Here is a 25,106-nt window from a genome sequence, read left to right on the forward strand (position 1 = left end):
CGGTGTTTTCTTGTCACCTTCCCGTCTTTTGTCGGAGCCGAGCTTGCCATGCGTGATGTAATAGTCGGCGACAAAACGCGGCCGCCCGCCCGCGTCGGTGTCATTCTTGTAGAGATAGAGCCTGGATTTTTGTGTGTCTACAACAATCGCGTATTTCTGGTCGGGGGGCATCTGCAGTAGATAACGCGGAACGTAGTTAGACGTGTTTGTGCGGTTGCGGTACGCCTTCAGGCGCGCGACGACCTCATCACGCAGGTCGGCAAGCTGCTCTTTAGGAGCATTGCTGGCGTTTCCGAAGGTTGCAAGAGGAGCGCTGCGAGCCAACAGCAGATCGCCTTTGATCAGGTGCGCCAGGCGGAAGTTCGGATACCGCTTCAGCAGGGCTTCGGTTTCTTCAAGCGCGGTGTCGAGACGGTTTTTTTCAATCTCGACAAGAATTCTTGACAGCTGTGGCTCCGGGCCAGAATCAGAAAAGGTCGCCGCCGGGTGGGGATTTCCATCGACAGAAGCCGCCGTACCTGCCGCGCACGCAGCGATCAGGGTGATGGCGAGCATCGCTCGCCGCATCAGCCGACGCGTTCCTGCTGAATAAGCCATTTTCCTCCGGATTTCACGAACACCAGGGTTTTGATGACCGACGAGCTGAACGATGCCGAAGTGTATTGCTGGCGAAACTTGACGGTCGCCACCTCACCGTCAATAGCCACATTGACATCTTCAACACTGACCTGCAATTTGCCAGGCTTATCGATGCGCCGGTTGCGTTCGTCCTCCCACTTCTTCCGCGGCATGCCGTTCGGTGTCTGGAAATCTTTTGCGTAGTGGCTGAGATAGCTTTTCACGTCCTTGCGGGACCAGGCGTTGGCCCAAGCCTGCAAGGCCTTGGTAATATCAGCTTCGTCACCCGTGGCTGCAGGGGCGGTTTGAACGGGCGCCTTGGTTTCCGCTGGTTTGGCCTCGGGTGGCTTTGACGATACGGCTGGCTCCGGTACTTTCTCAACGGGTTTGCTTGCTGGAACTGTCGGCGCCGTTTTGGGCGGCTCTGCTGGCGGCGGTTTCGCCGGCTCGGCAACCGGGCGCGCGGGCGTTGCTGCTTTGGCGCCGGGCTTTGACGATGTGCTGATCATTTCCCTGATCATCGACAGCTTCGTTTGCGTGGCGGTGTTCGATGAGTCAAGCTGAAGCGCTTTGTCATAAGCCTGGCTGGCGAGTTTGGCGTAAACATCACCGAGGTTCTCGTGCGCGATGGAGTAGCTCGGATGCGTCCGGATAGCCATTTCAAGCGCTGTGCGCGCCTTGTCGTATTGCTTTTGCTGGGCGTAGAGAACGGCAAGATTATTGTAGGGTTCGGGTAGCTCTGGAAAATCCTCGGTCAGTTTGGTAAATATAGCGATGGCATCTGCAGGGCGGCCCATTTCAGTCAGAATAAGGCCTTTCAGAAAACGACCCTGAGCGTCCTTGGGTTTGGTTGAGATGTAGATATCGACTTTTTCAAGCGCCTGTGGCATCTGATTCTGCTTCATCAGGCGCTGGATATCCGGAAGCGTTTGGGCGTTAACGAGGGCGGCGGAAACGCTTAAGAGCAGGCCAAGAAAAACGGCCGAAAGGCGCGCCAGTGAAGGCATTTGGGAGTTTGGACGCATCGTTATGGTATACTTCAGTCGGGTTGGTGACTCAACCGAACAATTCTAACAAGAAGCACGTCGAATCGAAAGTATTCCTTATGCTCCCGTTTTCCGTGGGGCACCCTCGTGAGTTGAAAAATGCTGAGAATCTACAATTCCCTGACCAGGGAAAAGCAGAGTTTTGTTCCCAACGAGCCCGGAAAGGTCGGTATGTATGTATGCGGCATGACCGTTTACGATCTGTGCCACCTTGGGCATGCTCGGGTTCTGGTGGTCTTTGACATGGTGCAACGCTGGCTCCGGGAGTCCGGACTTGACGTGACCTATGTTCGCAATATTACCGATATCGATGACAAAATCATTGCTCGTGCGCTTGAAAACAAGGAAAGCATCAGCGATCTGACCAATCGTTTCATTCGCCTGATGGATCAAGACGCAACGGCATTGGGGGTCGAAAAGCCACAGTACGAACCGCGTGCAACCGAGTATGTGCCGCAGATGCTAAGTTTGATCGGATTGTTGGAGAAGAACGGGCTGGCCTATCAGGCGGCAGACGGTGACGTGAATTTCTCGGTTCGAAAATTCCCCGGCTACGGCAAGCTTTCCGGCAAGTCACTAGACGACCTTCGCGCAGGTGAGCGTGTTGAAGTTGACACGGCAAAGCAGGACCCGCTTGATTTCGTATTGTGGAAGCACGCTAAGGCGGGCGAGCCATTCTGGTCATCACCCTGGGGCAATGGCCGGCCGGGTTGGCACATTGAATGCTCGGCGATGAGCTCGGATCTCCTTGGCCAACACTTTGACATACATGGTGGCGGGCAGGATCTGCAATTTCCGCATCACGAAAATGAAATTGCGCAGTCCGAAGGTGCTCATAACTGCGACTTTGCGAATTTCTGGATGCACAACGGCTTTGTGCGCGTTGACGACGAAAAGATGTCCAAGTCGCTCGGCAATTTCTTTACGATCCGTGAGATTCTCAAGAAATACGACGCCGAGGTCGTTCGCTTCTTCATATTGCGTGCGCACTATCGCAGCCCGCTGAATTATTCCGATGTGCACCTTGACGATGCGCGTCATGCTCTAGCCCGGTTGTACACGGCGCTCAAGGCTGTTGCGGCGGATTCGGTGCAACCCGTCGATTGGAGTGAGAAGCATGCCGTTCGTTTTCGTAAGGCAATGGACGACGATTTCAATACACCCGAAGCGTGTGCCGTGCTGTTTGATCTGGCCGCCGAGATCAATCGCGGGAAATCCCCGGTTCTGGCGACGCAATTGCGCTCACTGGCCGGTGTTCTTGGCCTGTTGCAGCGGGAGCCACAACTGTTCCTGCAAGCCTCGCCCAAGAGTGCCGAGGAACTGTCCGTCGAGAGCATTGAGGCATTGATTGCCGATCGGGTTCTGGCTAAACGGGAAAAGAACTTCGCCGAGTCCGACCGCATCCGTTCCGATTTGCTTGCTGCCGGCGTGGTGCTCGAGGATAGTGCGCAGGGAACCACTTGGCGTCGCGCCTGAGATCGATCTGGTCGGTGTTGGGACTCCGCAATTCCTTGGCCCGAAGCATCCAATACGCTGGCCAGAACTTCGTCACTGGAAAACCGGTCGCTTTTGGTCTAGGCTGAATAGCGTAGCCCATTGTTTTCAAGGTGTTATCACCATGGCGTCTTCTTGATTGTTTCTACGATGACTCAGATCACGGCAATTGGTTCTGCCCAGGCAAGTTTCGGTTTTGAGAATCTCGCGCGCCCCGGTGCGCAAAAAGCGAGTCCGACGGCGAATGAAGATGATTCGAGTGTCCGCTCGGGCAGATCCGGCGTTTCCGGGTCAGGCAAGACAGGCGAATTATCGCCCGAAGAGCAGCAGGAGGTGCAACAGTTAAAGCAGGCCGACCGGAAGGTGCGCGCTCACGAGCAGGCTCACCTCGCGGCTGGAGCCGGTCTGGTGCGCAGTGGACCGTCCTTCACGTATCAAATAGGGCCGGACAATCAACGCTATGCCGTATCCGGAGAAGTTTCAATAGATGTTTCACCCGGCCGGACACCAACGGAAACGATCCCCAAGGCGCAGCAGATTCGCGCTGCAGCGCTTGCTCCCGTCGACCCTTCTCCTCAGGATCACAGTGTCGCAGCGAAGGCAGGCCGTATGGAAGGTGATGCGCGAATCGAACTTGCGACGCAGCAGCGGGATGAAGCGAAAAGCGCGGGTGAGGGCACGTCCCGCCTATACCAGAATGTCGAGCAGGGTGAGAGTGAAAAAGATTTGCTCGGCGGTCGCCTGGATCTCTATGCCTGATCCGTCGGATTGACCATCGTTCGCGTGATAGCTTACTGGTGTCGAGATTTCTCGCGCGTGTCCCTATGCTGGCATGCCACCTTGGTACATTCCGCATAAAGGTAAAGTGCGTGTTCCTGAATGGCAAAACCGCGCTCCTTTGCGATTTTTTTCTGGCGACGCTCGATCTCCTCGTCGAAAAACTCCTCAACGCGACCGCAGTTGATACACACGAGATGGTCGTGATGTGTCCCGGCTTTTATTTCGAATACCGCCTTTCCTGATTCGAAATGGTGGCGCTCAAGCAAGCCGGCTTGTTCAAATTGGGTGAGCGCCCGGTAAACTGTCGCCAGCCCGATCTCGATATTCTCGTTGAGCAGCAGGCGATAGACATCGTCGGCCGTCAGATGACGCACTTCAGCATTTTCGAAAAGCTCGAGTATTTTCAGGCGGGGGAAGGTTGCTTTGAGCCCCATGCTGTTCAGGTCGGTGGATTTGCTCATGGCTAGGCCTTGTCGTCGGATAAAGGAGGCGTGCTTATCGGGTATGATATACCGCCTGACACGACATGAAGAGGCTCTGGCGTCATTCAGCAGACCATATTCGACACTTTACTTAGAAACATCCAACGCATGACTTTTTCACGACTTGCCGGTACGGTGTTCTTGATAGCCGCTATTTCCGGTTGTTCCTCGGTGCCACGTATCGTCAACGAGTACAAGATTGACGTTCAGCAGGGCAACGTTCTGACCCAGGATATGGTGTCTCAGCTCAAACCCGGCCTGACGAAGGATCAGGTCCGCTTTGTTCTGGGTACTCCGGTACTGATGGATATGTTTCATGCCAATCGGTGGGATTACGTTTATTGGCTGAAAAAGGGGAGTACCGGCACCGTCGTGATGCGAAAGTTCTCTACTTATTTCGATGCGTACGACAGGTTGGAACGCGTTACGGGTGATGTGACAGCGGCGCAGGCTTCGGATGAAACTGTGGAGGTAGAGAGCAAGGTGCGCGAGATCGATCTGGGTTCGATCTCGGCGGATAGTGAGGCGCCACCCCTTGAAGAAAAAGGTTTTTTCGGAAAGATGATGGAAAGCGTGGGATTCTGATATGAGTGGAATGAAGATTGCCGTTGTTGGCGCCAGCGGGCGCATGGGCCGGATGATTATCGAGTCCATATTGCAGGACGGCGAAGCCACGCTGGTGTCGGCAATCGAACAGCCGGGTACGGGGGCGATAGGCAAGGACGCAGGCGAATTGGTCGGAACCCCCTGCGGTGTTCCGGTAAGTATCGACGCCGAGGCAGGGATCGCCCAAGCCGATTGCCTGATCGACTTTACCCGCCCTGAGGGTACATTGGAGCATCTCGCCATTTGCCGTCGCCACAAGGTCGCCATCGTAATAGGCACAACCGGTTTCAATGACGAAGGAAAGAAGGCGATTGCTGACGCTGCACTCGAGATTCCGGTTGTTTTTGCACCGAACATGAGCGTGGGCGTAAACGCGGTCTTTAAATTGCTCGATACGGCTACGCGCATTCTTGCCGAAGGTTACGACATCGAGATTGTCGAAGCACATCACAAACACAAGATCGATGCGCCATCCGGTACCGCACTGCGCATGGGAGAGGTGGTTGCACGGGCACTCGGACGCGATCTAAAGACCAGTGCCGTTTATGGCCGCGAAGGCGTAACCGGCGAGCGCGATCCAGCGACGATTGGTTTTGCTACCGTGCGCGGTGGCGACATCGTTGGCGACCACACCGTCATGTATTGCGGGACAGGCGAGCGGGTCGAGATCAGCCACAAGGCGGGCAGCCGTATGCCTTACGCACTCGGAAGTCTGCGTGCCGCCCGCTTTCTTGCGGATAAGACGAGTGGCCTGTTTGACATGCAGGATGTCTTGGGTTTGCGCTGAAATCTTTCAGGCAGGCGATAGCTGGCGGGGACCGGGAGGGCCGGCAAGCGGGGTACCCATTGATGGAAAATCCAGAGTCAATGGCGCCAAATTAGAGTGCTCAGGCGTTTTGAGGCGTTGGCCCGCCTAACTCAGCGACGGCCACTTGGTGCCAGCATCGCCAGGCGCGCTAGGCCCGGAAATCGAGGTTGCCAAGGAAACAATTGTCGGAAATTCTTACACTTGGAGGTAATCGGACGCTCGTACTCTTTGTAAGACATTGATTCAATGTGTATGCGCATTTTTGGCTCGTTTCGTGCTTCTTTCTAATCGGCGTTTGAGAACCTGCGACTGCCGATGGCTGATGTGTCTGTTCTTCAAGTTCTCCTCAACGAACAACTGGAGGTTCCATGAAACGCCTATTGAGTGCCATCACGATGGCAGCGACGATGCTTTTCGTCGCACCGCTCGCACAAGCGACAATCATTACCTACTATGCCGATCTGAGTGGACTGAATGAGTCTCCCTCAAATGCATCACCGGGAACCGGGAGCGCGACAGTGATCTATGATGATGCGCTGCATACTATGCAAGTCAAGGCGACGTTTTCCGGCTTGATTGGTAACACCACCGCTGCACACATTCACTGCTGTACATTGGCTCCCATGACCGGAACAGTCGGGGTAGCTACACCAACGCCGACCTTCCCTGGTTTTTCTTTGGGGGTGACGAGCGGAACCTACGACACGACTTTCGACATGACCTTGGCCTCTTCGTACAACGCGTCTTTCGTCACGGCCAGCGGTGGAACAGCGGCTGGTGCTGAAGCGGCCTTGTTCGCGGGCATGTCGGCTGGCAAAGCGTATTTCAACATTCATACAACTTTTGTCCCAAGCGGTGAGATACGCGGCTTTCTTGCTGCTCAGGCGGTCCCGGAGCCGGGCAGTCTGGCACTGATTGGCCTTGGCTTGGCCGGACTCGCCTTTAGGCGTCGCAAGAAGGCCTAGTTTCAACGGCCACCGAACAGACCCTGCATCGTCGGGGTCTTTCTTTTTGCCCAACTCAATCGTGTTTCTGTGTTGCGCGGGCGCGTATCCTGCGTCGTCGTGTTTCCCCTTGTGATCAAACCAGGCCGTCAGATGATATGGCCACGGGATTGTTCGCCCCTTGGCGGCGTGTCCAGCGTTCTCCCGGTCTGTTGCTGTCAGTGGCAGCCCGAGTGATTGCGGCGTATGGTTCGGTGAGACAATATGTACTTCATAATATCGCCTGAACGGACGACGAGAATCGCTGGAGAGAATATGGCGGATGATGGCAAATACGTTTTGGATGAAATCGATGAGAAGACTCTGAATGAGTTGGACCAGCTCCTGTTGACGGAGGATGTTCTGCAATACAAGAGTTGGGATCATTTTCGTCGGGCTACGGGATATCCAGAGTCATTTCTCAGCCCGAGCACAGCACGGCGACCTGCAGGCCCCATCTACGCTCCAATCCAGACTCCTATCGAATCGGATGCCGCGCAATCAGCGCGTGATGCGGTAAAAACCTCTGGATTTCTCGCTGAACTTGAGCGGGAAGTTGCACAACTCCATCAAGGAACAAGCACCCAACAGGATCAACTCCGGCGGTCTCAGCAACTGCATGAGGCACTGTCCCGCATATTTTCGTTTCTGCACCAGATGTCTCACCACGCAAACGAGTTGCAGCCGGAGATTTCACGATATTATCGCCTTGATTCTCAGGCTGCCTACACGAAGCTTCGCTGGCAAGGTGCGTTCACCGATTCCCGCAAACAGGATTCATCCGACAAGTCGTTTCTGTCTCACGTCAGTTTTCGCGTGCGGCTGGTTGCGGCGCAACCCCTCACCTTGACACGGCGGTGGCACCAGTTGGAAGTGCTGAAACGTGATCTGCACACACTCAATCTTCGTGCCTTGGACGATTCCGTATTTGACGTGAAAACCGAGCAGGAGCTAATAGAAGTGCAATTGGCGCCTGATTTTCCGGTTCAGATAAGTTTCAAGGGCAACTACAAGGAGCACCGCATTGACGTCTTGAGCCGCAACCTTGAGGGGTTCTACATTTCGGCCTTTATCCTTGAAATAGACCAGGTGAATCAAGCCCTGCTGGATGGATTGGGGCGTTTTCTTCTGTCTCGTATTGATGTACTGCCTGAAGCATTCCATCGCATCAACTACATACCGCAAACGGAAACGATCTACAGAACTTACTGATCAGAAATCGCACCGCTACTCGTCAAAAATTTAGACGTGACCAATGCTCGCGACCCCAAGAGTAAATCCACCGCTCGAACGGTGACTGTCGGGTAGGCTTCCAGACCAAAGAAACAAAAAAGCCACTGAAACAGTGGCTTAGATGTGTTTCTGGCGGAGACGGAGGGATTCGAACCCTCGATTCAGGTTTTGCCCGAATGCTCCCTTAGCAGGGGAGTGCCTTCGACCTCTCGGCCACGTCTCCGGAAGGGCGCGATGATAGCCTTTCCACTACGCCCGGTCAAACTCAAAAGCGCGATTAGTCTGCCTTGTCAAGGCCGAAAGCCTTGTGCAGGACACGCACGGCCAGCTCAAGATATTTTTCCTCGATAACGACGGAAATCTTGATTTCAGATGTCGAGATCATCTGGATGTTGATGCTTTCTGATGCCAGCGCACTGAACATCTGACTGGCTACGCCGGGGTGCGAACGCATGCCGACACCGACCGCCGACACCTTGCAGGTCTTGTTGTCACCGACGACGCCGCGCGCATCCAGTTTGGTCTTGACGGTTTCCAGCACCCCCAGTGCCTTCGTGTAGTCGCCGCGATTGACAGTGAATGAGAAGTCCGTCGTTCCGTCGTGGCCGACGTTTTGAATGATCATGTCAACGTCGATATTGGCCTCGGCTATCGGGCCGAGGATCTGGTAGGCGATACCGGGGCGATCGGGTACTCCCAACACGGTGAGTTTCGCTTCATCGCGATTGAAGGCGATTCCGGAGATGATCGGTTGTTCCATTTTCTTTTCTTCCTCAACAGTGATCAGGGTGCCTTCGCCTTCGTCGTCGAAGCTTGAAAGCACCCGCAATTTGACCTTGTATTTGCCGGCGAACTCCACGGAGCGGATCTGCAAGACTTTTGAGCCCAGGCTGGCCATTTCCAGCATTTCTTCAAATGTGATGGTGTCAAGTTTGCGCGCCTCCGGCACCACCCGCGGATCGGTGGTATAGACGCCATCGACGTCGGTATAGATTTGGCATTCATCGGCTTTCAACGCAGCAGCGAGGGCAACCGCCGACGTGTCCGAACCACCTCGGCCAAGTGTCGTGATGTTGCCATTCTCGTCGGCGCCCTGAAACCCGGCAACAACAACGACATTGCCTTCGGCCAGATCCTTGCGGATCTTCTCGTCGTCGATTTGAAGAATACGTGCTTTGGTGAAGGTGCTGTCAGTCAGCACGCGTACTTGCGCGCCGGTGTAGCTTTTCGCCTTCAGACCTTCTTCGTGCATTGCCATGGCCAGCAGAGCAATGGTGACTTGCTCACCGGTTGAGGCAATAACGTCGAGTTCCCGTGGATCGGGTTCGGCAGAAATCTCCCTGGCCAGCCCGATCAGGCGGTTGGTTTCGCCTGACATGGCTGAGGGAACCACAATAACGTCATTCCCTTGGGCTTTCCAGCGCGCTACTCGCCTGGCCACGTTTTTGATACGATCCGTCGAGGCAACCGACGTACCTCCGAATTTCTGAACTATCAGTGCCATGCAAAATCCAACTATGGGTCATGAAAGCTCGCGATTCTAACCCAATGTCGAGTTGAAACGTAAGCGCGATCCTTTCTTGCCGACTCAAACCCTTGTAGTCACATGGTCTTTAAAAATGCTACTTGCAAATCGATATGTAGCTGTTCTATACTGTGATCACCATAGGAAGTCATACACTCAGTAGTATCGACCGGGGTCGAAAAAACCTCGATTTCTCCATGGCACGCTTGCCAAACGAAAGGATCGCTATGAACACTTCAAAATCCACGGACAAGTCCGAGCCCCGCGAAATTCGTCGCAAGCTTGGTTTGAACCAACAGCAGTTCTGGTCAAAAATTGGCGTTACGCAAAGCGGTGGCTCGCGTTACGAGAGCGGTCGCAATATGCCGCGCCCGGTACGTGAGTTGCTCCGCCTTGTTCACGTCGAGCAGATAGATATCCAGCGTATCAAGCGCGAAGACATGGATGTTATCGAGTATTTGAAGAGTGAAGAATCCGAACTCTACAAGACACTGAAGAAATCCGCCAAGGCCAAGAAGAAGACGGGTTGATGTTCAGGGCGTCAGAGGTTGGCAACAACCTCGATGCCTAGCGCGGAGATGCTTCCGGCAAAGCGCTGGAAGTCTTCCTTGGACAGGTTGGATAGTCTTCCTGCGTCAGGCTGCATTGAAGGGCGTGCCAAACCATAAAGGTGCACGCCCTTTATCTTTCCCGCGACCGATTTCATAAACTCGCGAAACCCCGACCGTTCCGCCTCGCTTGCTTCGTCGCCGTCGATCGCAAAATAGCAGGTTTGCACCCATGTCGGCGCCAGTTCCGCGCATTGCAAGAGCGACCGCCTGACCTTTTCCGGCGTGGTATGGATGCCATTGACACGCTCGATTCCAATCGCAGTGGCCCGATCGAGCTTGAACCAGATCTCTCCATTGAGCGCACCAATAGCGGCGATCCCCTGACGCACGACCGGCCGGTGCATCAAGCTGCCGTTGGTAATCAAACGAAGCTTGACGCTTTCCAGCAACCCGCACTCCTGCAACACGCGCCCGACACGCTCAACAGCCTTGGCAAACTCCGGCGCGCTGGTTGGTTCGCCATTCCCGGAAAAGGCGACATCAACCAGTTGCTGTGCTTCCGGAGGGGCGAGTCGGCGTAGAGAGTCACCCGTCGTGATCCCGTTCAAAAAGCGCCGTAACTCATCTTCAAGCAAATCAAGATTCACTGGGGGCGGGCCCCCGCGCGTCAGATTCGGCACCTGGCAATAGACACAAGCCCAGTTGCAGGCGTTGTTGACGTTAAGGTTGATGCCTAGCGACAGGCCGCACGCCCGTCTCGATAGAACGGGGTAGACATAGGTCATCCCCGCGCTGTCACGACTATGATTCCTGACATTCAGCATGACTGGCAAACTCCACGGCTTCTCGCGCCAATTTGCGTACTCCAGGCACAGCAAGGTGCCCAATCCGGCAATGATATAATCATCGACTACATTTCCCCGAGTTTTTCAATGCTCATCACCCGCCGCCTTGAGTTCGATGCCGGTCATCGTATTCCTGACCACAAGAGCCAGTGTCGCCATCTGCATGGTCATCGCTATGCGCTCGAAATTACCCTCAGTGGCGACATCATCGTTCAGGCGGGCGATCCCGCCAACGGTATGGTGATGGATTTCTCCGAAGTCAAATCACTGGCGAAAGAGCACCTCATTGACCATTGGGATCATAGTTTTCTGGTTTACGCCGGTGACAAACAGCTTGTGGAATTCTTGAACTCGATTCCGGACCACAAGACCGTGATCCTGGACTGCATTCCGACCTCGGAGAATCTTGCCGTACAAGCGTTTTCGATACTCGACAGCGTATTTCAAGACACATATGGTAACCACTTGCGACTGGAGCGGGTTCGCCTCTACGAAACGCCCAACTGTTGGGCGGATGCAGGTCGCCAATAGATTCGTCCGGATCGCTGAATCAAATTCTTGTAACAGGCCATGATCCTCGTACTTTCTCCTGCCAAAGCACTGGATTTCACCACGCCGGCGACAATTGCCGATCATACTCAACCCGATTTTCTCGATCAGTCGCAGTTGCTGATCAAGCGCCTGCGTACCTTGTCGCCGCTTGAGATCGAGAAGCTGATGGGTGTGAGCAGCGCGCTTGCCGTGTTGAACGCGTCTCGCTACTCCGCTTGGGATCAGCCGTTTACGCCCGAAAATGCGAAACACGCAGTACTAGCCTTTAACGGCGATGTCTATGAGGGCCTGGATGCCAAGACGCTTTCTCCCGCGGACCTTCATTTTGCGCAGGGCCATTTGCGAATTCTCTCCGGGCTGTACGGTGTGCTGCGTCCCCTCGATCTGATGCAAGCCTATCGTCTGGAAATGGGAACACGGCTGTCGAGTAGACGCGGCAAGGACCTGTACGCCTTTTGGGGCAATCGCATCGTGGATTCGCTGAACTCTGCGCTGCGGGATGTCGAGGCACCGGCGCTAATCAATCTGGCATCGGCCGAGTACTTCAGAGCGGTCAAATTGCGGAGACTTGCCGTGCCAGTGATCCAGCCCGTATTCGAAGATTGGAGTGCGGGAAGGTACAGGGTTGTCAGCTTTTTCGCCAAGCGTGCCCGCGGGCTGATGGCGCGTTTTGCCGTCACTGGACGATTATTGCAACCGAAAGACCTGCAAGTTTTCGCTGACGAAGGCTATTCCTACACGGCGATGGCTTCAGACGAAACCCGCTGGGTTTTCCGGCGCAAGTTGCAGTAGGGTTTCGGCGGTTTCGGCCGTGACGATGGGGCAGGGCGGCGGATTTCGCCTGTTGCGAACCAGTTTGAGCAGCATTTTGTCACGGGTTATGAGCAGGTCGGCCTTGCTGCGGGCGGCAAGAACCAGGAATTTCTGATCGTCCCGGTCGCGACAGCGTGGCAGCAGGTAGTCCTCGACTCCGCTGGCGTCGCACAGGGTGGCGATTCCTCGGTAGCCCTCTATCAGGGCATTGCGTGCGGGCAAATCGAGCCCGAACTCCGGGTAGCGGCTTACTCTTTCCAGTTCTGCCAGGCATTCGCTATCGGTGAAACACGTCATGTGCCCATGATTGAGCGCTATTCGGAGGGCGTGGGTGTGGCGGTCGGCGAAGTGCAACATGTCCATTACGATGTTGGTATCTAGCACAAGGCGCATTGGGAATATCCGAAAATATGCTGGTTGGAGTTGTGCAGCGCATCATACGCACATAGAATCGTTCTGATTGTTTCCGTTGCTCTGTACTACTCGCCCATCGGGCCTACTGTGAAAATTCAAAATCGTGTTGCCCCTGTTACGCTTTATTGAAGAAATTACGTATTGCAGGGATCGGGCCAGATTGCCCCGAGCCTTGATGCGTGCGGTGGCAGTCCTGCTTGGCGATGGGGCGGATGTCGGAATTCTTTCGCGCGATGCGCAGGGCGAAACTGTCCTGAGAGTGTTTTCAGGGGTGACCATAATGAATTCGGCCGTTTTTCTATGGCCCGAGTTCCTTCAGGATGTCAGGAGCGACGGGAAGCTGGTGACCCGTTGCATTCGCGGCCGGAACTGCGGTGCCCTGATGCTGCAATCCTCCGAGCTCGGCTCCGAGCAGACGATCCTGGCGTATGACGTAAATCAGCTTGATGCCGCTGAGCATGCCGAAGAAATCGCCAGCCTGGCGCGAATGTATAGCAATCAGATCAAGCTTCTCGATTACAGCGAACTGGATTCGCTGACCCGACTGCTCAATCGCAAGACCTTCGACGAGACGTTCGACCGGCTGTTGACCGTCTCTTCCACCGATATGCCCGATGATGACTTCGACGATCGACGTTCGAGTCCTGATATGGGTTCGCAGGCGTGGCTGTGTGTCGTGGATGTCGATCACTTCAAGCGGGTTAACGATTCGTTTGGCCACCTCTTTGGTGACGAGGTTCTGTTGCGAATGGGCAAGCTCATGCGGAAGACCTTCCGAGGTGCTGACCGGCTGTTTCGGTTTGGTGGTGAAGAATTCGTCGTAATTCTGAACGCGGAAACCGAAGCCCTGGCATCGACCGGATTCAACCGCTTCCGTGAATCGGTCGAAAGCCATGAATTCCCCCAGGTCGGAAAGGTCACCTGTTCAATCGGGTTTACCGCCGTTTCGAACATCGACGTGCCCACCGATGTTGTTGGTCGTGCCGACGAGGCGTTGTACTACGCGAAGGAACATGGCCGGAATCAGGTCTGTTGTTATGAAAGCCTCGTTGCCGCAGGCGCAATTGCCAAAGCAAAGGCGGTTGAAGCGGCGGTCGATGAAGACTTCGATATTGACGCTCTTTTCGGGTGACCTGTCGGGATTGCGCTTGTTCAATTTGAGGGTGCAGTAGGGAGCGGAGAGAAGTCGCCAACATATGTCTGTTCAGTCCCAACAAATCCTGCTGCGCGAGGAAGAGGTCGAGTTCATTGCCATTCGGGCACAAGGTGCCGGCGGTCAGAACGTCAACAAAGTGTCGAACGCCATCCACCTGCGCTTTGACATCGGAGCCTCCTCGCTGCCTGAAGAAATCAAGAATCAACTCTTGCAGATGCGCGACCAGCGTATCAGCGCAGATGGCGTCGTGGTCATCAAGGCGCAGGCGCATCGCAGTCTGGAACGAAATCGCATCGACAGTTTGACTCGATTGCGCGAGCTGATTGCCCGTGCGGCCTTTGTGCCCGTTGTGCGGCGTCCGACCCGACCGACGCGTAGTTCACAGAAAAAACGTATAGAAAACAAAGTCAGGCGCGGGCTGGTCAAGGTATTACGCGGCCGGGTTGAAACCGACTAGCCGATATCCTGGGCAATCTGTCCATGCTCTGGATACAATCACGAATTCTGCCAATTGTAAGTTGCCTGTAGTGATCAGGTCGAAAACCTGAACATCAACAGGCGAATCGATCAATCACAATCATAAGCGCCCAAGGCGCAATCGAGGGAGTTATGCATTCTCGCCAAGCCGTGCCTGCTCTGACTGTCGGCGCTATCGGCGTCGTTTTTGGTGACATCGGCACCAGTCCCCTTTATGCGATGAAGGAGATTTTCAACGGCCATCATCCGATTCCGGTGACGCCCGAAAACATTCTCGGCATTCTCTCGATGGTGTTCTGGTCCATCATGGTGATGGTGTCGATCAAGTACGTCGCAATAATCATGCGTGCGGACAATCGCGGAGAGGGCGGTTCGCTGGCATTGCTTGCCTTGATCACCGATCGCGCCAAGAGTTCCGGATTGACGTGGATCGTTACCCTGCTCGGAATCTTTGCGGCTGCCCTGTTTTACGGCGACAGCATGATCACACCGGCCATTTCCGTCCTCTCGGCCGTTGAAGGGCTGGAAGTCATCGCGCCGTCTCTGAAGCCTTACGTCATTCCCGTAACACTGGGCATCCTGACCGGGCTTTTCGTGATTCAGAAACGGGGCACCGGAGCCGTCGGCATGCTGTTTGGGCCGATCATGATTCTCTGGTTTGCACTCCTCGGCATTCTTGGGGCCATGGAGGTGGCTCATAACCCCGGCGTGCTTGCTGCGCTGAACCCCCTTTACGCCATCAACTTCATAAATACCCATTCCGGACTCGCCTTTCTGGCCTTGGGTTCGGTGGTGCTGGCCGTCACGGGTGGCGAAGCGCTTTATACCGACATGGGTCATTTCGGACCGTTCCCCATTCGCCTGGCGTGGTTCGCTTTTGCCCTGCCTACACTGGTGCTCAATTACTTCGGCCAGGGCGCACTGCTGCTCAGCGAACCGCAAGCCATTGCGAGCCCGTTCTACCATCTGGCGCCGGACTGGGCTCTGGTTCCCCTGGTCACCATGGCTACGGTTGCCACGGTCATCGCATCCCAGGCCGTGATCTCAGGCGCGTTTTCAGTGGCGCGCCAGGCCATTCAGATGGGATTCTTGCCGCGCATGCTGATCGTTCATACATCCGGCAAGGCCAAGGGCCAGATTTATGTGCCATTCACTAACTGGACGCTCTATCTGGCTGTCGTCGCCCTGGTCATCGGGTTCGGGAATTCATCCAATCTGGCCGCCGCCTACGGCATTGCGGTGACCGGGACGATGCTGATCGACACCGTGCTGATCGCGTTTGTGATGGTGCTGATGTGGCGCTGGCACTGGAGTATCGTTGCGCTTGTTGCTGGCTCACTGCTCATCTTCGATCTTGCCTTCTTCTCGTCCAATATCCTAAAGATCCCGGCTGGTGGCTGGTTTCCGATCCTGATCGGACTGGCGTCATTCACCGTATTGACCACCTGGCGGCGTGGCCGCAAGCTGGTCGGCGAGGAAATGGCCAAGCAGAGCATTCCAATACATGCCTTCCTTGATTCGATTTTCGATGTGCATCGTGTCCATGGTACGGCAGTTTTCATGACCAGTACCAAGGAAGGCGTGCCTGCGGCACTGTTGCACAACCTCAAGCACAATCAGGTTCTGCACGAGCGGGTGGTCCTGGTTACCGTTCAAACGACCGAAGCACCCAATGTTCTCGAACACGATCGCATCTATCTACACCAGATGCAGCAAGGCTTCATCCGTTTGATCATCCGTTATGGCTTCATGGAAGACCCCGATATTCCCGGCGCTCTGATGAGCTGCAAACGCTTCGGCGAGAGTTTCGACTTGATGGAAACGACGTTCTATCTGTCGCGTGAAACCATCGTTCCGACATTGACTCGCAACATGACGTGCCTGCGCGCCCGCTTGTTCGCGCTAATGTCGAAAAACGCGACCAGTGCGACCGAGTTTTTCAAGATTCCAACGGGTCGGGTCGTCGAGTTGGGTACCCAGCTTGAAATCTAGCGATCTTGCGTGCACTCTTGCGCGCATCTTCATGCGCGCAAGGATCTCCTACAGCGTTTTCAGATATTCCACCAGAGCCGCTTTGTCCGTGGCCGACAAACCGGTTCCAAACTCGTGCCCCTGGTTGCTGCCACCCTTGCTTGCGGTATCCAGGCGTGTTCCAACGCGTTGGGCTTCGGGCGTGTCAGTGACGAAACCAACCTTGGTCTGATCGTAGACATCGTACCCGCGCCAGAATACCTTGGGGCGTTTGGCGACCGGTTCCAGCAGATCGCGCAAAGTGGGCACCGAGCCGTTGTGCAGGTAGGGTGCCTTGAGCCAGATTCCGTCAAGAAAAGCGGCGACATAGCCTTTCAGGTCCTCTTCGACCAGACCGCGGCGTTCCAGCCCCATGTCCTTGACTACCTGATTGGCCTTGATGGCGGCGCCCTTGTTCCACGAGTCGAGGCGACCTCGGTCGGTGCCGACCTCGGCCAGAAGTAGGGGCGTGCCGGTCTTATCGCTGGCGTGGCAGCTGGCGCAGTGAGCGTCGAACAGAGGCTTGCCAGCCGCCGCCTTGGCGTTATCGATAGGGAAGGGATATTTTGGCGGCGGTAGCTCGGAGAGATAGTCCTTCAGCCATTGCACCTGTCCGACAAAATCCGCCTTGTCGGCCGGAGCCGCGCCGAGCAGGCCGAGTGCGGAATCCATGATCACCGAGTAGGGATCGTGGCTGTCGCCGGCGTAATTCATGCGGTGGCCCTTGTCCCATACGTATTTTTTCAGATTCCAGACCGAGGGCATGTCGGTAGGGCCGAAGGTGTCGTCCATCGGTGCCTTGATCATGAAGTACTTTGTCAGGTTCATGGCGTCATCGCGGCCGCGTCCCCATTCCGGGAAATCTTCGCGGTAGATCCAGGCGAACTGCTCTTCACGTTCGATCAGGCGTTTCTTGGTGATGGGAATGATGAAGAAGCGATACAGCAGCTTGTCGATGAAATCGAGATTGGTGACCCGATTGATCTCGGCCATCAGAATGTCGGCGTTGAAACGCGGATCCTTGGCGCAGTCGACGAGGTAGCGGAAGAAGCTTTCAACGTTGGTTGTATGCGATGAGCCGCCGACCACGAACACCGGGTTGGCATCGGGTGACTCGCGGTAGCTGGTCGTGTGGCAGACGGCGCAGTTGTTGGCCACGCGGTCGAAGCCGATTTTCTTTTTGGTGAACCCCGTCGGCAGTTCACGGCCCTGCTCCCAGGGCACACCGAGCGCCGCATAGCCTCCGGGGATTACTTTCCCGTCCTGAGTCAGCTTTTCCGGAAAGACGCGCGGCAACACATAGAAGATCCAGTAGGGAATTCCCGCGTCGTTTTCGGCGCCGATGGAACCGTACTTGAAGCGCATTTCCGGCGTGGCCGTGACCCAATCCGGTTGCGGATGCTCGCGGAAGCCTCGGTCGTAGCCGATCATCGCGCCAAGCAGGCCGACAACCACCAGCGCCAAGCCTCCGATCTTGAGCCAGGTCTTGCATTTCGTGGTAATCATGATGTCATCGCCTTCAGAAGGTTTTCAGGAACTCGACCAGCGCCGTCTTCTCGGCGAGGGGCAGCTCGGTGCCGTAGGCCTTGCCCTCGTGGCCGCCATTGCCGTTGCCGGGTTGCGCGGTGTCGAGGCGGAAGAAAGTCTTGCCGTTGGCTTCCGGTACGTTGGAGACGAAGCCGAGTCTTGCCGGATCATAGACGTCGTTTCCACGGAAGAACGACTTGGGCCGTTTTGCGGCCGGTTCGAGCAGATCGCGTACGCTGGGGACCGAGCCGTTGTGCAGGTAGGGTGCGCGCAACCACAGGCCGTCGAGCGGCATGTTGGCGTAGCCGTGGGTCTTCTGGAAATGCGTGAAACGCCAAGGGTACCCGGCATAGAGGGTGGCCTGGTTCACCGCCAGCGTGTAGGTGTAGGAATCCAGACGGCGGCGATCCGTGCCGATTTTGGCCAACGGCACCACCTGGCCGACATGCTCGCCAGAAAAATCGCTTCCCGACGCGCCATGGCAGGCGGCGCAATATTCCTTGTAGATGGGCGCTCCTTTGGCGGCGAGCTTGTCGTCGATCGGGAAGAAGTCGCTGAAGGGCGGTGGCGTAACATCCATGATCCAGTCTTCGACACGGCGGATGCGGGCGATGTCGATGGTCGGCGGTGTTGTGCCGGTACCGAAGGCGGCGCTCTTGTTACGCTCCTCGACGGTGGTGTTGTTACCGTCCCAGTGTAACTGCATTTCCTTCGGCTCCTTGCGCTGGCGCTGACGCCAGATCGAGGGGAAGTCGGCAGGTGCGTCGAATTCCTTTGGATCGAGATGGGCCATCGGGAAGTTGAAGATGACTTTGGCCGAATTGAAGGTGTCGACCCGGCCCGGCCCCCACTCCTTCTGCTTGAAGACCCAGTCGAAGCGCCCGGCCAGGGCCAGCACCCGGTCGCGCATGATGGCGATGGCCACCGGATAGACCAGGTAACGGTCGAGCAGATCAAGGTTGGCACCCTGGCGCTCGATCTCGGGAAGGATGAATTCCTTGGAGAATTTCGGATCGGCAGCACAGCGGAAGAAGAATTCCTCGAACCCCTTCATGTTGAAGGTCGCGGCAGGCATGCCGAGGACGATGGTCGGCGCCGTGTCGGCGGCGGTGCGCACGGTGCTGACATGGCAGGCGGCGCAATTGACGAAAACCCGGTCGATACCCTGGAAGCGGCGTTTCGAGGTGCCAATAGGCAGATCCTTGTCGCTACCGTCAGGCTGTTTTTCATAGACCATGCCCAGCGACTGATACCCTTTGCCCGGCAGATACTGAGGGCAAACCTCGGGCAGCGCCTTCCATATCCAGTAGGGGAAGCCCATTTCATGCTCGCCGCCGGTGGAGCCGTACTTGAAATGTTCGGTTGGGCTCTTGTAGTCGACCGGCATATCGCCGCCGAAGCGCTGGAGCAGCCACAGTCCGACGATTGCCGGAATCCCAACGGTGACGATGACGAGAATCACGAAACGTCGTTTCCAGGGGTTCTCCGCGGGATCGGAAGGCATGTTTTTGTCTTGCATGGCGTTCACCTTGGTGATGGGTTTGTCGCAGGGCGCTGGGTGGGCAGGCAGGGACGCAGGGCTTCGTAGCCACCGGCCAGAAGAAGTGTCAGGTCCGGTGTCTTGCCGGTTTCGGCGCGCAACCAGTTACCAACCTGAGCGAGCAGTGCGGCGCGGGCCGGGCTGGCACGCCAGCCGGCGATATCGGTGCCAAAGGCTGGCAACAGGCTCTCCGGCGGCATGGGGGTCTTGTTCCGGTGTTCGGGCGTCTGATCGGCCATGGACAGTCGCACATAAAGCCGTGGTGCACACTGTCGTAGCTGAGCTTCCACCTGGCTGGCGGTACCCGTCAGGAAATTGGGGGGGAAAGTCTCGGCACTCTGATGACAGGTGGCGCAATAGGGATAGAAGCCCTGCAGGACAGGGGCAACTGGAACAAGCGCCGGGCCATCCGGGCCTTCGGCGAGGGCGGTCACTGCCTGCTCTACAGCGGGGAACTCTTCGCGCATTTCGATAAGGACTTCCCCATCGTCCGGTTTCCCCGGTGAGACCTGGAAGGCGATGCGTACCAGCGGGTTGCCATCGGCCCCCCGAGGCAGGGGTTTGTTATCCGGAGTGAAGGTATCGCGTTCGCCTGCACGGGGCGCCGAACTCATCAGTGCAATTGAATTGAAAGCACCGCTCGCAGGCAGGGTCAGGCGTTCCAGTCGGCCACCCGGCGACTGATTACGGGTTTCGACTCGACCGTGAGCGCGTGTCTTGTCCAAGGTCGCCGTCAGTTTCAATCCACTATTGCCGTCGCCAGGCTGGCAGCCTACTGACCAGCGCGAAGCGCCTGGCGTCATACGGCAGGGGGCATGGTACTGGATGCTTTGTGCCGGCCGAGCCGCAAGGGCGTCAACGAGGCGCTGCCGGTCTGAGGCAGAAACGAATTCGGCCAGCCCGCCGGTTATTCGGTCGATGGCGTCAGCCGTGTCGGCTCGCCAGATTTCCTGGGACGAGCGCCGGGTTAGCGGTTCGAAGAGCGCCGGGACGTGCGAAAAGCTTATGCGCCGGGCTATGTCGTCGGGCCCGGAACCTAAATCCTGCAGGGGATTGCGATTGGGGATGTCCGACGCGCCGATGGCCAGTCCGCCGGGCCAGCGTCGATCGGCTTCGGCACGAAACAAAGTGGAGTTGCTGTCGCTTTGGGCGGGGGCAACTGTTCCCTTGCGACCATCGGAGAGGGCATGGCGAAGCGCAGCGGTGAACAGGCCGGCACGACAGCGCAAGGCCGGCCGGTCCGCCCCGCCGCAACCCTCTTGCCAAAGACGCTGAGTCAGCGCAAAGCCGTTGGCACGCTTGATCGCGATGTCGATGGCGTAGGGGATATCAACGCCCCGTTCCGGGGGTATTCCGTAGAAATCTTTGCCACTGGCGGACAACAATGCGGCGACTTTGGGGTTGGCGTTTGTTTCGTCCCACAAGGCGCGGGAAAATATGGGTGCGCCATTCTGGTGGCAGGCATAACAGAGCGTACGATTGGCGTAGAAGACCTGAGGCTTGGCGCCAGCCCGGTAATTCTTGACCAGCTGGAACTCAAATCGACCGGCCGATTCGTTGTAACTGATGACTTCCAGCACGTCCGACTTTTCCTGGTAGCCGATGTACAGACGGTCTTTCAGCAACAGTCCTGAGGGCACGGACGGCGGTGAATCCACGGCAACCACCACGCGCGGAAACAGGAAGTAATCGGGCGCTGCCGCGGTACGCTGCAGCGAACGACCCAAGGGAATCAGAACCCGCTTGGCCGGGTACAGCAGACTGTTGGGATCGCGCTTGAGTTGGGTATCAAGGCGGGTGAGCAGCTTTGTAAAGGGAAAAGGGATGTCATAACCCGCCGTTTCATGACCCTCAACCCCCTTCTCGCGGACGGCGAACAAGCGATCAAACAGCGAACGGCCCGAAGGCGGCAGGTTCTCGCCCGGCATTGCCGGATCGACTACCCATGCCGGAGGATCAGCCTGGGGGGCCGACATGGCCGTTCCACTGCAAGGGGCCAGGCACCAGAGGACGGCGAGAAGAGCCGAAGACAACTTCATGGCGAATTGCCCGAATCACGTGCCAGCACCGCTCAGGGTTTGGCGGCAGCGACAACCGCGGCGGTTCTCACCTGCGTTCCCGGCCAGCAGTCTTCCTGTACCTTGCCGGTCTTGACGAAATCCTCCTGCGCCTTTTCATCGGTTGCCTTGTCGTAAAGCGTGAAATTGAGGGCAAAGCCGCGATCAAGGTAGGCCCTTCCAAGGTAGAAACCGGGACGAATCATGCGGATTTCGTCGCGCACGCGCAGTCCGCGACGACCCGCCAGAAAATCCGGGCTCTCCTGATACCCCGGGATTTCGTCGGTGAAGAAGTAGTCGATAATCACTGACTCGCGGCGCGAATCGAGCAGGCTCTGGCCGCAGTACAGCTTGGCCGGGAAGAGTAGCCAGGTTTCCTTGCCGCCGTAACTCATCTTCTTCGGCTCGCCTTCGACCAGACCGATCTTCTTGAGGACCGATAGATCGTCGATGCGGTTGCGCAGCACCCGCTCGTCACGGAAAAACACCTTGCCCCGCCACAGCGCTTCGCCGATATTCTCGACGACCAGACCCTTGAGGTGCAGCGCCGTGCCGGCAAAGCCGCCGACGATTTCGGAAAGGCGGAATTTGCCGCTGCTGCCCCGCGGCAGCAGAATTCGGCCATCAAACGCGCCGTCGGGTATGGGGCCGGCCGTCAGACGGGCATAGATCTGGTCAAGCTGTTCCTGATCCAGGGTGGCGAGGTAATCCGGCGTGATCTTTGCCAGTTCGGCCGGGGCGATAGGGTACTTGTAGTCGACCTGAGCCAGATCAAGCTTCGACGAGTACGTCTGATCGTAGGGTGCGAAGGCAATGTTCGGCGGTTCCGGTTTGCTGCATCCGGTGAGGAAGAGCGCTGGAACAGCGAGGGCGGCCAAGGTGATTCGGCCGGTAAGCAGACGGAAAATGGTCGGCAGTCTCATGTGGTGATCTCCCGGAGCCTTAGAGCGTGGCGAGGAAGGCTGTGAGCGCCTTCTTGTCGGATTCGGAAAGGTCTTCGCCGAAGCGGTGGCCTTCATTCTCGATTTCCTCGGTGCAGGTCAGGTAATTTGCTTTGAGGAAATCGCGCTTCTCGCGCAGGATTTCCGCAAAGCGTGCCGGGTTCTTCAAGACATCGTCGGCGATGGCCTGCAGCGTTGGCACGAGGTCCTTCTTGCCCGAGGCTTCAAGCTTGGCCGGATCCCGCTTGGCGAGGAAAAGGTCGGCAACCAGTTGCTTGTGCTCTAGCCCGTTGAGGAAGCCGACACTGCTGCCCGCCGGGATCTTGACCTGACCAAAGCCAAGCAGCGGCTTCTCGGTCTTGCCGTCGAGCGGCCGGATGCCGACGTCGATCAGCAGATCGGCATTGGTCAGCGTGCGCTTGATACCCCTCTCCTTCGGGTTTAGCAGGTCGTGCATCGAAAGCTTGTAGAGCTTGAAGCGTCCTTCGACGCTCGGGTCAAAACGCAGGCACTCGGGCTGCTCCGCGAGCAACTTGCCGTCGGCATCGACGTAACGCACGCGGTCAAAGTTGTTTTCCTTGTTGGCCGGTTTGCCGCAGATTTCCGGACCGATGGCGTTGTTGTGCATGAATGGCGCGGTGGCCCAGACATTGACCAGCGAGATGTTGCGCATGTAGCCGCGACCGCCATCCTTTAGCGTGTTGCGTTCCGGGATGTCGGCAACCATCGGACGCTGGCGCAAGCTGTCGGATTGATAGCCCATGTAGAGGCGACCCGCCTCGTGGTTGGAGTGCAGCGAACGACAACGGAAGGTGCCGACCTCGGTAACCGGTGTCGACTGGTCGTTGCCGAGGAAATCGGCGCGCACCTTGCGCGGATGTGCTTCATTGGGCGCGGCGAAATCGCGATTCTTGAATGCGCCGCCGGTGTTTTCCGGAATGCTCGAATGACAGCGCGCGCAGTTTTCGGCAAAGACGCTCTGGCCGCGACCGACGGCTCCGCTACCGAATTCGGCTTCCAGTCCGGCAACCAGATCCGCGCGACCGTAGTTCTCCGAAGGATTGCCGGCCTTGCGCAGATTGGCACGGGCGGCGTAGAGGTCACTTTCATCGGACTCGGCCGAGGCGAAGAAATCCAGGACGGTCTGCAGGCGATCCTCGATGGCGCGGAAGTTCGGGCAATCGCGCCGGCATTGGCCAATGTCGAACGATGTCTGGTTGAATCCGCGTTGCTGTGGGTCGACCTGCCGCATGTCCGAGAAGTGATTTATCCAGCATTGCTCGGAACACGAACCAATGTTGAAATAGACCCGCTGGACGGCTTCCAGGGCGCCGGTGGAATCCTCGCTACCCTTGAGTATGTGATGGACACCGGGCAGCACGACCTTCTGTCCACCGAGATTGACTGGCGTCGTATCGTCGTTGCGCGTGCTCTGCAACCAGCATTTGTTGTTGCGGCCGGGTTCGCACCAGCATTTGCTTTCGTCCTTCTCGGTGCCGCAGGTGTTGGTTTTGCGCCATTTGGTGATGGTTTCACCTTGGAACACTGGGCGCTGGGCGACATTGATCAGGGCATTGATGGTGCCCGGGTTGTTGATCTGGTCGTTGGAAATGGCCGAGGTGTCGGTGACTCCTGGCCTGGCGTGCGCAAACATCTGAAACTCCAGACTGCTCCTGGGCATGCCGGAAACCAGTAGCTCGGACATGCGGGTGTATTGATTGCCGATCAGCCCCTTGAGGTTCTCCCATTTCGGATGCGCCGGATCGGCCGGCGGATTCAGGGGGTCGAAAGCAATGTGACACGAGCCGCAGGCGGTGCCGATCAGGAAAGGCGGCTCGACCGAGCCATCGGCCAGCTTGCTCACCCGTTGATCGGATTCGATGCCGGTTTGCTCCGATTTGGCGGCGTTGAAGCCGGCCCAGGTGGCCATACTGCCGTTCAGCTTCTTCCACTTTTCGGCATCAAAGCGCGGGTTGGGGAACTTGCGGATGCCCAGGGCGCCTGTCGATGTGCCGAACTTGAGATCGCAGGCCGAATGGCGCTGATCCAGCTTGCCGCCCTGGCTGTGCGGATCGTCGGCGTCCAGCGCGGCATCCTTGAGCCCGCAAGCCGGGTCGACATAGCCGGGCTTGCCGACATACTTGAGCAATACGTCGTCTCCGGGACACCAGTCGAAGCCGAAGGTTTCATCCGCAGTTTTGGCAGGGCAGTCGGGATCGCCCGGTTTGCAGCATGACGGGTCGTTCATGATGCCCCAGGCCCAGAAGCGGTCATCGCGCTGATCGCTGCGCAGTACCCGGAACCAGTCCACCAGCACGCCGACACGCTGCTGGAAGGTATAGGTATGGAAACGGTCGTTACCGGCAGTCGCCTTGAACCAGATCAGGCGTCCGACGCATTCCGATTCATTGAGGCCCTCGCGGGCGCAGGCCTCGAAGTAGGGCGCATCCTGGTCTACGGCTGCGGCCTCCGGAAGTGGTCGGCCAGGAGTCCCTGGATTGCCTGGTGCTGCCGCCGGCGCGTTTTCGGCATGTGCTGCACCAAGATTCTGGTATTGGACAAGCCCGATACCGGCGACAAGGGTCACGAATGCCGCGATAGCGGCCAGCAATGTACGTTTCATTCGTTGTCTCCCGTTCAACGTTCTG

22 protein-coding genes, 1 tRNA gene and 1 pseudogene are annotated in these 25,106 nt (G+C 57.1%); 12 read left to right on the forward strand and 12 right to left on the reverse strand.

The window, feature by feature from the left end; genetic code table 11:
- Together PROAA_RS10595 and PROAA_RS10600 are read right to left on the reverse strand one after the other, a co-directional pair.
- Window positions 1-555, reverse strand: a pseudogene (locus PROAA_RS10595) (hypothetical protein); the annotation flags it as partial.
- Window positions 556-566: 11 nt separating this feature from the next.
- Window positions 567-1,625 carry a nuclear transport factor 2 family protein gene (locus PROAA_RS10600; protein ID WP_245664245.1) on the reverse strand — a complete coding sequence of 353 codons (1,059 nt, stop codon included), beginning with the start codon at window positions 1,623-1,625 and terminating at the stop codon, window positions 567-569.
- A gap of 138 nt (window positions 1,626-1,763) precedes the next feature.
- On the opposite strand from PROAA_RS10600, the gene cysS reads away from it, so the two are divergent.
- Together cysS and PROAA_RS10610 are read left to right on the forward strand one after the other, a co-directional pair.
- Complete coding sequence (gene cysS / locus PROAA_RS10605; protein WP_186411312.1) at window positions 1,764-3,140, forward strand: cysteine--tRNA ligase; 1,377 nt, start codon at window positions 1,764-1,766, stop codon at window positions 3,138-3,140.
- 168 nt (window positions 3,141-3,308) lie between these two features.
- Window positions 3,309-3,917, forward strand: a complete 609-nt coding sequence (locus PROAA_RS10610; protein ID WP_186411313.1) for a putative metalloprotease CJM1_0395 family protein — start codon at window positions 3,309-3,311, stop codon at window positions 3,915-3,917.
- A gap of 32 nt (window positions 3,918-3,949) precedes the next feature.
- On the opposite strand, the gene fur is transcribed toward PROAA_RS10610, so the two are convergent.
- A complete protein-coding gene (gene fur, locus PROAA_RS10615; protein ID WP_186411314.1) occupies window positions 3,950-4,399 on the reverse strand; it encodes a ferric iron uptake transcriptional regulator in 450 nt (149 codons plus the stop codon).
- Window positions 4,400-4,528: 129 nt separating this feature from the next.
- On the opposite strand from fur, the gene PROAA_RS10620 reads away from it, so the two are divergent.
- From PROAA_RS10620 to PROAA_RS10635, 4 genes are all read left to right on the forward strand, one after another.
- The gene (locus PROAA_RS10620) at window positions 4,529-5,005 is read left to right on the forward strand and encodes an outer membrane protein assembly factor BamE (RefSeq protein WP_186411315.1); all 477 of its coding nucleotides are present in this window, start codon (window positions 4,529-4,531) and stop codon (window positions 5,003-5,005) included.
- 1 nt (window position 5,006) lies between these two features.
- Window positions 5,007-5,813 (forward strand): 4-hydroxy-tetrahydrodipicolinate reductase, encoded by an 807-nt coding sequence (dapB, locus tag PROAA_RS10625; RefSeq protein ID WP_186411316.1) that lies wholly within the window; start codon window positions 5,007-5,009, stop codon window positions 5,811-5,813.
- Window positions 5,814-6,202: 389 nt separating this feature from the next.
- Complete coding sequence (locus PROAA_RS10630) at window positions 6,203-6,799, forward strand: CHRD domain-containing protein (RefSeq protein ID WP_186411317.1); 597 nt, start codon at window positions 6,203-6,205, stop codon at window positions 6,797-6,799.
- A gap of 294 nt (window positions 6,800-7,093) precedes the next feature.
- On the forward strand, window positions 7,094-8,029 hold the full coding sequence (locus tag PROAA_RS10635) for a hypothetical protein (RefSeq protein WP_186411318.1): 936 nt from the start codon (window positions 7,094-7,096) through the stop codon (window positions 8,027-8,029).
- Window positions 8,030-8,180: 151 nt separating this feature from the next.
- On the opposite strand, the gene PROAA_RS10640 is transcribed toward PROAA_RS10635, so the two are convergent.
- Window positions 8,181-8,273: transfer RNA gene (locus PROAA_RS10640), tRNA-Ser, on the reverse strand.
- Between the two features lie 54 nt (window positions 8,274-8,327).
- On the reverse strand, window positions 8,328-9,554 hold the full coding sequence (locus tag PROAA_RS10645) for an aspartate kinase (RefSeq protein ID WP_186411319.1): 1,227 nt from the start codon (window positions 9,552-9,554) through the stop codon (window positions 8,328-8,330).
- 248 nt (window positions 9,555-9,802) lie between these two features.
- On the opposite strand from PROAA_RS10645, the gene PROAA_RS10650 reads away from it, so the two are divergent.
- Window positions 9,803-10,105 (forward strand): helix-turn-helix domain-containing protein, encoded by a 303-nt coding sequence (locus PROAA_RS10650; protein WP_186411320.1) that lies wholly within the window; start codon window positions 9,803-9,805, stop codon window positions 10,103-10,105.
- Between the two features lie 11 nt (window positions 10,106-10,116).
- Here PROAA_RS10650 and PROAA_RS10655 read toward each other — a convergent pair whose 3' ends face one another.
- The gene (locus tag PROAA_RS10655; RefSeq protein WP_186411321.1) at window positions 10,117-10,950 is read right to left on the reverse strand and encodes a radical SAM protein; all 834 of its coding nucleotides are present in this window, start codon (window positions 10,948-10,950) and stop codon (window positions 10,117-10,119) included.
- A gap of 108 nt (window positions 10,951-11,058) precedes the next feature.
- Here PROAA_RS10655 and queD point away from each other — a divergent pair, with 108 nt between their 5' ends.
- Complete coding sequence (gene queD / locus PROAA_RS10660) at window positions 11,059-11,502, forward strand: 6-carboxytetrahydropterin synthase QueD (protein WP_186411322.1); 444 nt, start codon at window positions 11,059-11,061, stop codon at window positions 11,500-11,502.
- Window positions 11,503-11,541: 39 nt separating this feature from the next.
- Window positions 11,542-12,315 carry a peroxide stress protein YaaA gene (yaaA, locus tag PROAA_RS10665; protein WP_186411323.1) on the forward strand — a complete coding sequence of 258 codons (774 nt, stop codon included), beginning with the start codon at window positions 11,542-11,544 and terminating at the stop codon, window positions 12,313-12,315.
- On the opposite strand, the gene PROAA_RS10670 is transcribed toward yaaA, so the two are convergent.
- Window positions 12,274-12,729: a putative toxin-antitoxin system toxin component, PIN family gene (locus PROAA_RS10670; protein ID WP_186411324.1), complete on the reverse strand. Its 456-nt coding sequence runs from the start codon at window positions 12,727-12,729 to the stop codon at window positions 12,274-12,276. The genes yaaA and PROAA_RS10670 overlap by 42 nt on opposite strands.
- Before the next feature lie 196 nt (window positions 12,730-12,925).
- On the opposite strand from PROAA_RS10670, the gene PROAA_RS10675 reads away from it, so the two are divergent.
- The 3 genes from PROAA_RS10675 (at window position 12,926) to PROAA_RS10685 (ending at window position 16,375) form a co-directional block, all read left to right on the forward strand.
- The gene (locus PROAA_RS10675) at window positions 12,926-13,882 is read left to right on the forward strand and encodes a GGDEF domain-containing protein (protein WP_186411325.1); all 957 of its coding nucleotides are present in this window, start codon (window positions 12,926-12,928) and stop codon (window positions 13,880-13,882) included.
- A gap of 64 nt (window positions 13,883-13,946) precedes the next feature.
- The gene (gene arfB / locus PROAA_RS10680) at window positions 13,947-14,363 is read left to right on the forward strand and encodes an alternative ribosome rescue aminoacyl-tRNA hydrolase ArfB (protein ID WP_186411326.1); all 417 of its coding nucleotides are present in this window, start codon (window positions 13,947-13,949) and stop codon (window positions 14,361-14,363) included.
- A gap of 152 nt (window positions 14,364-14,515) precedes the next feature.
- Window positions 14,516-16,375: a potassium transporter Kup gene (locus tag PROAA_RS10685; RefSeq protein ID WP_186411327.1), complete on the forward strand. Its 1,860-nt coding sequence runs from the start codon at window positions 14,516-14,518 to the stop codon at window positions 16,373-16,375.
- A gap of 48 nt (window positions 16,376-16,423) precedes the next feature.
- On the opposite strand, the gene PROAA_RS10690 is transcribed toward PROAA_RS10685, so the two are convergent.
- The 5 genes from PROAA_RS10690 to PROAA_RS10710 form a co-directional block, all read right to left on the reverse strand.
- Window positions 16,424-17,899, reverse strand: coding sequence for a c-type cytochrome (locus PROAA_RS10690; RefSeq protein ID WP_186411328.1), 1,476 nt, complete (start codon window positions 17,897-17,899; stop codon window positions 16,424-16,426).
- A 13-nt stretch (window positions 17,900-17,912) separates the two neighbouring features.
- Window positions 17,913-19,439 (reverse strand): c-type cytochrome, encoded by a 1,527-nt coding sequence (locus tag PROAA_RS10695; protein ID WP_245664246.1) that lies wholly within the window; start codon window positions 19,437-19,439, stop codon window positions 17,913-17,915.
- Between the two features lie 5 nt (window positions 19,440-19,444).
- Window positions 19,445-21,436, reverse strand: coding sequence for a hypothetical protein (locus tag PROAA_RS10700; protein WP_186411329.1), 1,992 nt, complete (start codon window positions 21,434-21,436; stop codon window positions 19,445-19,447).
- Window positions 21,437-21,531: 95 nt separating this feature from the next.
- Window positions 21,532-22,440, reverse strand: coding sequence for a hypothetical protein (locus PROAA_RS10705; RefSeq protein ID WP_186411330.1), 909 nt, complete (start codon window positions 22,438-22,440; stop codon window positions 21,532-21,534).
- A gap of 19 nt (window positions 22,441-22,459) precedes the next feature.
- The gene (locus PROAA_RS10710) at window positions 22,460-25,081 is read right to left on the reverse strand and encodes a cytochrome c (protein WP_186411331.1); all 2,622 of its coding nucleotides are present in this window, start codon (window positions 25,079-25,081) and stop codon (window positions 22,460-22,462) included.
- Window positions 25,082-25,106: the final 25 nt, after the last annotated feature.

The organism is Candidatus Propionivibrio aalborgensis (assembly GCF_900089945.1).
In the GTDB taxonomy this organism is placed as follows: domain Bacteria; phylum Pseudomonadota; class Gammaproteobacteria; order Burkholderiales; family Rhodocyclaceae; genus Propionivibrio; species Propionivibrio aalborgensis.

Bases quoted from the DNA above. Each gene is read 5' to 3' on its own strand.
- PROAA_RS10675 (WP_186411325.1), top strand. From the start codon at position 12,926: ATGCGTGCGGTGGCAGTCCTGCTTGGCGATGGGGCGGATGTCGGAATT.
- PROAA_RS10685 (WP_186411327.1), top strand. From the start codon at position 14,516: ATGCATTCTCGCCAAGCCGTGCCTGCTCTGACTGTCGGCGCTATCGGC.
- PROAA_RS10650 (WP_186411320.1), top strand. From the start codon at position 9,803: ATGAACACTTCAAAATCCACGGACAAGTCCGAGCCCCGCGAAATTCGT.
- queD (WP_186411322.1), top strand. From the start codon at position 11,059: ATGCTCATCACCCGCCGCCTTGAGTTCGATGCCGGTCATCGTATTCCT.
- arfB (WP_186411326.1), top strand. From the start codon at position 13,947: ATGTCTGTTCAGTCCCAACAAATCCTGCTGCGCGAGGAAGAGGTCGAG.
- PROAA_RS10710 (WP_186411331.1), bottom strand. From the start codon at position 25,081: ATGAAACGTACATTGCTGGCCGCTATCGCGGCATTCGTGACCCTTGTC.
- dapB (WP_186411316.1), top strand. From the start codon at position 5,007: ATGAGTGGAATGAAGATTGCCGTTGTTGGCGCCAGCGGGCGCATGGGC.
- PROAA_RS10620 (WP_186411315.1), top strand. From the start codon at position 4,529: ATGACTTTTTCACGACTTGCCGGTACGGTGTTCTTGATAGCCGCTATT.
- PROAA_RS10705 (WP_186411330.1), bottom strand. From the start codon at position 22,440: ATGAGACTGCCGACCATTTTCCGTCTGCTTACCGGCCGAATCACCTTG.
- PROAA_RS10610 (WP_186411313.1), top strand. From the start codon at position 3,309: ATGACTCAGATCACGGCAATTGGTTCTGCCCAGGCAAGTTTCGGTTTT.
- PROAA_RS10655 (WP_186411321.1), bottom strand. From the start codon at position 10,950: ATGCTGAATGTCAGGAATCATAGTCGTGACAGCGCGGGGATGACCTAT.
- yaaA (WP_186411323.1), top strand. From the start codon at position 11,542: ATGATCCTCGTACTTTCTCCTGCCAAAGCACTGGATTTCACCACGCCG.
- cysS (WP_186411312.1), top strand. From the start codon at position 1,764: ATGCTGAGAATCTACAATTCCCTGACCAGGGAAAAGCAGAGTTTTGTT.
- PROAA_RS10695 (WP_245664246.1), bottom strand. From the start codon at position 19,439: ATGCAAGACAAAAACATGCCTTCCGATCCCGCGGAGAACCCCTGGAAA.
- fur (WP_186411314.1), bottom strand. From the start codon at position 4,399: ATGAGCAAATCCACCGACCTGAACAGCATGGGGCTCAAAGCAACCTTC.
- PROAA_RS10600 (WP_245664245.1), bottom strand. From the start codon at position 1,625: ATGCCTTCACTGGCGCGCCTTTCGGCCGTTTTTCTTGGCCTGCTCTTA.
- PROAA_RS10645 (WP_186411319.1), bottom strand. From the start codon at position 9,554: ATGGCACTGATAGTTCAGAAATTCGGAGGTACGTCGGTTGCCTCGACG.
- PROAA_RS10630 (WP_186411317.1), top strand. From the start codon at position 6,203: ATGAAACGCCTATTGAGTGCCATCACGATGGCAGCGACGATGCTTTTC.
- PROAA_RS10635 (WP_186411318.1), top strand. From the start codon at position 7,094: ATGGCGGATGATGGCAAATACGTTTTGGATGAAATCGATGAGAAGACT.
- PROAA_RS10690 (WP_186411328.1), bottom strand. From the start codon at position 17,899: ATGATTACCACGAAATGCAAGACCTGGCTCAAGATCGGAGGCTTGGCG.
- PROAA_RS10670 (WP_186411324.1), bottom strand. From the start codon at position 12,729: ATGCGCCTTGTGCTAGATACCAACATCGTAATGGACATGTTGCACTTC.
- PROAA_RS10700 (WP_186411329.1), bottom strand. From the start codon at position 21,436: ATGTCGGCCCCCCAGGCTGATCCTCCGGCATGGGTAGTCGATCCGGCA.